The organism is Arthrobacter sp. 05T410, assembly GCF_056396505.1.
Map to the genome: position 1 here is coordinate 361,754 of NZ_JBFTLP010000004.1, position 6,152 is coordinate 367,905.

Here is a 6,152-nt window from a genome sequence, read left to right on the forward strand (position 1 = left end):
GTTCGAATCCTATGTTCACGTCGAAGACGAGGCTTCCGGGTCTCGTCTTCGCTTATAATTTCCCGTTGTGCGTGACGCGCACGAACCACGACCCTCACTCACAGGTATCGGTCGACACACCATGAGCGCCCCTCTCTTGTCGGTACGGCACAAGCTTCACGACGCCTATTAGGAAGCGGCATGCGCGGCCGCTCTCGTTGCGATCCCGGAAGCTAAGCAAGTCTTGGTGCCAACAAAATTCCTGCCCTTCGATCGACGGTTCGCGGCGCGCGAAGGATGACGTAGCGGCTTCGGGCTGTACGGCAAGTTCGTTTTTCGCTGAGGCTGGGTCGAGCGTGTCGGTGCCTGGCAATGCGCGAACCTGTTCCTTCACGCGCCAAGGGGCCCTGAGCCGGGCGGTGGGGTCATCGATGGCGAGATCCACTCTCGCTGGCCCGGCCCCGGTATCAGAGCCTCTCTCGCTGGCACGTGTCAGCAGACGGGCTCCGTCCCTGCCGGGCTGCTTTGGACTTCCTGGCTGAGGCGCTGGCGCAGGTCGATAAGCATGTTGTTGGACAGCAGCGTGAGGTCGAGGGAGTCGACCGCGACTGCGATGGGAGGCCACCGCATTCGCAACCCGCAGGCGGTTCGATCCCGGTCAGCCCGACAATGCGCTTAATTAGTCAGGGGTCAATTCCTTGGCGGCAGTGTCCGAGTGGGAACATGGGTCGAAATCAAGTCGTGACAGGTCTGTGTTGGCCCAGGAAAGCTCCACGCCGTGTAGTGTACGGCAGTCTACTGTACGTCCAGCAGCCATAGCGCTACCCAAGTGTTCTTATGGGTCCCTCGAATACCGCTGGGTGCGCAGCTTCGAGAGTCAGTGCGTAGACTCCCGCCCCGCATGGGTCTACGATACATCCACTGCATTTGGTCGGCCTGTCCAAAAAACGACCTCTATCGGCGTGATACTGAAGGTGGTGAGACCTTGCGGGTAGACGTTGTCACCGTTGCATACAATTCCGGCTCAGGTGTCGAGGCACTCGTTGGGTCCCTTCAGAGTCGACGTCACCAAGTCACCATACGACTCTTCTTGCATTCTAACCACGGACCGACAGTCGCTGCGTGCGAATGCCATCACTGGCATCGTGGACCGCCCTGACACGGAAGTGCTCGGAGTTGTCTGCACAAACGGTCGATTTGTTCGAAGTCGCGTGCACCAATCGTCATTTTGTGTGAAGTGGCGTGCACAAACCGGCGCTGACGCTAGGGACTTTCAGGCGTTCTGCTGGTTCTCGGCGGTCAGCGTCTCCGGTGGACGGGGCGCCAGGTAACGGTAGGGGCTGGAGCGGGTGATGCCCGTGGCTTTGACGATCTCGGAGATGGACCGGTCCTTCTGGTCGCGAAGGTGTTCTGCGTAAGCGAGCTTCGCTGAATCGACCACGCTGGGCCGAGCGAGGCGATGAACTTGTCTTCGGACACCGATCAGCACTGCGCAGAGTCGCCTAGATCAACGAATCTATCTACGACTCCGATTCAACAGTCACCCACGCGATGCTCGCCATTGATTCTGTCGCGAGGTGGAAATCGTAGTCATTAATGCCAGGAGCATAAATACTCAGCCGGAAACCAACTACGAATGCGACGAAGTCACCCTCCGCCGTAGATTGGGACGGATAGCTGAAGGAGAGCGCCGGCGGAAAGGCGACGATAGTCTTGTCCCAACTGTTCTGACTGAGCTTGAACTCTTCGAATGGCCTCGAGACCCGGACGCGGGCCTCGTTCTGTGGTCCAAGATCGACATTCCAGAACGAAATTAGCGATGCATCTGCACTACCAACTACTGGTAGTTCACCAGCATCCGCGTTGAGCGAACGCGCAACGGCAGACAGCGATGCGTATACTTCGTGCGACGACCAGCCCCACTCGTTGTTTCTTCTGCCCGACACACGAAGGCTGATCGCACCGAATTGGACGCCCAGCCGGAGCGGCCCTGAACTCGGAGACTTCGTGAGAAAGTACCAAGTCGACTCCACACCACCAAAGGCGTGGTCGTTGTCTCCCGGGTTATCGACGCGGATGGCGCAGGCTAGATGTGCTGAGCCACCGAACGTTCCAGCCGCCGATTGCTCGGTCGTTGAGTTGGAAGAGTTCGATGGGACAGTGAACGGTCCGCTGTTCAGTGGAAGCAGATCGATGCTCGACACTATCAGTGGATTAGTCACGATGGCCTCTCTCCAACACGATGGCCTCTCTCCAAGGTCTTCACAACCTCCCAGGCAAGCTTTGCGTTCTGTGTAACGATTTCGATTAGCTCGCGTTCGGCGATCGCTTGACCTTCAAAGAAATCTGTAATCGAGGAGCCACGTCGGATGAATGCTACGGTCTCGCTGACTTCGCTACCTCGGTTGAAGGACGGCCTTCGTAGCCGAATTCGGGCGAATTCTTCCTCTGCCATCTCAACGCGTGAACGATCCAAAGCGCGAAGTGCGTCTAACCGAGAGGTTAGCGTCGCCGCCAACTCTGGATCATGGTCCAAGTTGCGCAAGAACGGGTTGTCCATCACTCTTCCTCCGTCACAGGTCGGCTGCCCTGATAGTCGCGCATTCCCTCCGAGAGCGCAACCAAATTGGCGTTCGAGCGACCATCGCCTCCTGCTGTGATGGATGTTCTTCATGCTAAGAATGGCGAGATGTCGCAAACCTTCCCGGGTTTAGGGGGTAGCGCAGACGTTTAGGGGGTAGCGCAAACGACGACTTGTGAACACCGGCCGGTCGCTACTCCGCTGCACTAATGTCGCTTCTATTCGGTACTCCTGTTCCCAAAGGAGGCAGGCATGGACGCCGATCCAGTTCGCATTGTTGCACAGGGACAGCTGACGATGCCGGATGCCGCATGGGAACAGGCTCGGAGCCGGGCCGCAGTGATCGGGTCGTTGGCGGCACGGGGCACCACAGGGATTGCGGACGCTGACAGGGCCGCCGCGGAGCTGGGTGCTTCCCGCCGGCAGGTTTACGTGCTCTTGGGCAGGTACCGCCAGGGTTCTGGTTATGTTTTCGATCTTGCGGTGCGCCGTTCAACTGGTGGCAAGGGTGGGAACCGTCTGGCCGGCAAGCTCAACTTCTACGTCGCGCTCGTCGACGACGTGCTCCGGCGCGGCCACCATAACGAAACCATAGGAATCCTCATCTGCGGCACCACGAACGACCGCAGCGTACGGTACAGCCTCGGACGCTCCACATCACCCATGGCCGTCGCCGCCTACACCTACGACAAATTGCCACCGCACAACAAGCACTCCCCAACGAAGGGGATCTCGTCGCAGCGTTGGGATGGGCCGAACCTGGGACGTCCGGCGAGGCACGCACGCAGAGGCCTGAAGTAACGTCTGCCCCAAAGGTGATAACACACGCGCGGCCTCGGGCCAGACTTCCAGTCCGACCTCTCCCATATTGTCCTCATCATGACCACCTACAATTCGGCGGAGCTAGCCACCCTGGCTGAACAGATTCCTGTAGCAGCGGCCGACCGGGGTTTGTTGTTCGTTGCCGATGCCGAATTCAACAAGGAAGCCGACGTGGAGCTGAGCGCAGCCACTGTTGCACTCGATGCAGCCCTGGCCATAGCTGCAGCCGCCCAGGCACCCTTTGTCTCGCTTAGCGAAACTAGGTTCTACGCAGAACTGCTTCGAAGCGTGATGACTGACGAGGAGACTGATGAACTTCCCCGCAAGGTCGCGCGCGTCCTAACCAAAGCCAGTTCTCACGTTGGTGAGATTGAGGTGCTGACCTTACGGTGGCCGGCGCATGGGCTCATTTTCGAATGGACCGCGTGTGCGGACTGGCACGACGAGCTCTGGGACAAGCTCTCCGAAGCCAAGGCGGAAGTGTCCAGGAATCCACCGAAGAGCTGGAAGAGCGACAGAAGGTTAACAACAAGCAGTTGCGGAAGTTCGAAGCCAAGCTTGCCGCGTCAAGCGAGTTCAGGGGTGCATCCGTTCGAAAGCGCCGCGCAATCGCCGAGTCGATAGCGGGGACTGTCTCTGACGATCTGGTGGATAGTTGGGGCTTTCGCACTGCCATAAATGAAGCCGGCAGGGTGGCGAAGAGGACTGCTTACGAGTACGAACGCATATTCTCATCGCAGTTTTCTGAGTTGGCTGCCGAGCTTGTTGGGCGGCAGGACTGGCGAAGCGCACGAACGGCAAGCGGTATGCGAGAGGCAACGCTGAAGTTTCTTAAAGAAAAGGCTGATGGATATCGGCTCGGAACGGCATTCGTTGAGGAACTGATGCAAGCCGCTCTGCGGTCTTAGAGGCCTTCCAGGAACGGTTCCACCGGACCGACTGTCCAGCCGTCATCTGGACAATCGAGTGGCGATTGATCGAACGCGCTAATGCTGTGGGGCACGTCGTTTGAGGGTGCTGATTGGTTCAGCGGGCCCACCAAAATGGACTGCCGAGACAGCGCTGATGTGCGATTCCGCCGCGGTCACAGGATAGGCTTCGGGACCAATTGGCGGGTCCCCCAAAGTGGCCTACATGTCCCCGTGACGGGGGGAACGCCGCAGCCGTGGTGTAAGTTGCAGTCTCGTCAGACAAGAACACTCGAAAAGAGAAGACTCAAGTGGCAACCGATTACGACGAAGTGCGTTCCGACGTCAAGGAATCACGGGACCGGTCCCTGGAGGCGCTGCAGTCCGCTAACGCACCGGATGCCCGCAGCGTCGTCCGTGAGCTGGACGATTCCGACGCAATGGATGAGGCCATGACCCCCAGCGGAGAGTTCGTCGCCGACGAACTTGTTCGGGAGATTCCCCAGGCCGAGGGCGAATTCACCTGTTACTCTTGGCGGCGCTCGGAGCACAACATCTGGACCGACCATGCCTCGCTCGACCTATCGGACGCGGAGTGGCTCTCGGTGTTCGTCGTCTGACGCTGTGGGTGATAAGAATCCCTGAGGAGCTTGTTGTCGTCGCTGCCGCAACTGCAGTGGTTGGACATCCGGTGGGGCCCGGAAATCAATCGACGTGGTCAATGCTTGCTCGAACTTTGACCTACCTCGCCGTCAACCAGTCCGCGGCCTGCATGATCTGTCTGCAGCCTGCGGCTGCTTAGCTTCTATCGATTGCCGCAGGTTCGGTCGCTGCCTTCACTCGCGGACCTTGTGCATCTCAAGCGTTTGGAAATCGGATCGGTGAGGTCTCTCCGGGTTGGACCCCCTCCCCGAAGCGCCGTGCTTGGAGGAACTGTTGCTTATCAGGGCAGTTCCGTTGTCGAGTACGGACTCGGAGGTGATCGCGGCCCGCCCAAGGATTTAGGCCTTTGAAAGGTTCTGAGAAGATGTGCCGAACAAGGATGAGTTGAGTACACCGCAGGTCATTTTCGGCCGGCACCGACAACCAGATCCTAAGTTTTGTAGAGCGTCGTCGCTCAAGTCAGAATTCCAKAGTCTCGACGTGTCGGAGGGACGGTGCCGACTCTTGGGTAGGGTCATATGCGAGCGGCAGGGGAAATGCTGCCAGGAAGGCGCCCGCGTCGTACTCGAAAGGAATCCAACAGCTGTCCACTGCCTCAATAACGGCACCCCAATCTGTGCACTGATTGCGCTGCTGTGAGTACGCCCAGAAAAATGGTCTTCGCCCTCCGGCATAGAATTCCCACACCCGCGGATCGGTGGTGCACGGCTCCGACAGCACGACCTTAATGACCCCATTCTGCGCACCAGACTGATAGCCAAAGTTGAGCGCTGGAATACCGTATGCTTCCGCGATTACTACGCCATGGAAGCTCTGTGACGCAATCCTCTTGCATGAGCGAATGAGCCGCAGCTTGGCGAGCAGTCCGCGCCATGTCGGCTCATGCCACGTATTGATGACTAGCACGCTGCTCGCGTCGGCAGAATTGACGAGATAACACAGGCTATCCGCGTGCGCCGGAGCGTCGGGGTGGTGGCCGGACACATCTCCGATGTGCGGGATGACGCCGAGCTCGTAGCGCTTCCTGACAGGTTCATCAATGATCGATGGTAGTAGCCACACAGGGTCGCCATAAACTTCGGGCACCTCGATTCCGGCATCCCGGTAGTGCTGGGCGCTGATCGGCCCACGCATCGCGCGGACGTCATAGGCCGTCCTCTCTGCGTTTTCGGCGAATACGCCGCCCCGAGCGTAGGTCC

The 6,152-nt window shown here is 58.9% G+C and carries 7 protein-coding genes; 3 read left to right on the forward strand and 4 right to left on the reverse strand.

Features of this window, described 5'->3' with window-relative positions:
- Positions 1-471: 471 nt before the first annotated feature.
- From AC1DFR_RS08745 to AC1DFR_RS08755, 3 genes are all read right to left on the reverse strand, one after another.
- Positions 472-609: a hypothetical protein gene (locus AC1DFR_RS08745; protein WP_476870758.1), complete on the reverse strand. Its 138-nt coding sequence runs from the start codon at positions 607-609 to the stop codon at positions 472-474.
- Between the two features lie 643 nt (positions 610-1,252).
- Positions 1,253-1,420 (reverse strand): helix-turn-helix domain-containing protein, encoded by a 168-nt coding sequence (locus AC1DFR_RS08750; RefSeq protein WP_476870759.1) that lies wholly within the window; start codon positions 1,418-1,420, stop codon positions 1,253-1,255.
- A gap of 79 nt (positions 1,421-1,499) precedes the next feature.
- Positions 1,500-2,201 (reverse strand): hypothetical protein, encoded by a 702-nt coding sequence (locus AC1DFR_RS08755; protein ID WP_476873127.1) that lies wholly within the window; start codon positions 2,199-2,201, stop codon positions 1,500-1,502.
- A 611-nt stretch (positions 2,202-2,812) separates the two neighbouring features.
- Here AC1DFR_RS08755 and AC1DFR_RS08760 point away from each other — a divergent pair.
- From AC1DFR_RS08760 to AC1DFR_RS08770, 3 genes are all read left to right on the forward strand, one after another.
- Positions 2,813-3,361: a PDDEXK nuclease domain-containing protein gene (locus AC1DFR_RS08760; RefSeq protein ID WP_476870761.1), complete on the forward strand. Its 549-nt coding sequence runs from the start codon at positions 2,813-2,815 to the stop codon at positions 3,359-3,361.
- A gap of 78 nt (positions 3,362-3,439) precedes the next feature.
- Positions 3,440-4,006, forward strand: coding sequence for a hypothetical protein (locus AC1DFR_RS08765; protein WP_476870762.1), 567 nt, complete (start codon positions 3,440-3,442; stop codon positions 4,004-4,006).
- Positions 4,007-4,601: 595 nt separating this feature from the next.
- Positions 4,602-4,910 carry a DUF4193 family protein gene (locus AC1DFR_RS08770; RefSeq protein WP_476870763.1) on the forward strand — a complete coding sequence of 103 codons (309 nt, stop codon included), beginning with the start codon at positions 4,602-4,604 and terminating at the stop codon, positions 4,908-4,910.
- A gap of 502 nt (positions 4,911-5,412) precedes the next feature.
- Here AC1DFR_RS08770 and AC1DFR_RS08775 read toward each other — a convergent pair.
- A partial coding sequence (locus AC1DFR_RS08775) for a polysaccharide pyruvyl transferase family protein (protein WP_476873128.1) occupies positions 5,413-6,152 on the reverse strand: 740 nt, incomplete at its 5' end.

Excerpts from the sequence above, each read along its gene's own strand:
- AC1DFR_RS08760 (WP_476870761.1), top strand. The coding sequence starts at position 2,813 with ATGGACGCCGATCCAGTTCGCATTGTTGCACAGGGACAGCTGACGATG.
- AC1DFR_RS08745 (WP_476870758.1), bottom strand. The coding sequence starts at position 609 with ATGCGGTGGCCTCCCATCGCAGTCGCGGTCGACTCCCTCGACCTCACG.
- AC1DFR_RS08765 (WP_476870762.1), top strand. The coding sequence starts at position 3,440 with ATGACCACCTACAATTCGGCGGAGCTAGCCACCCTGGCTGAACAGATT.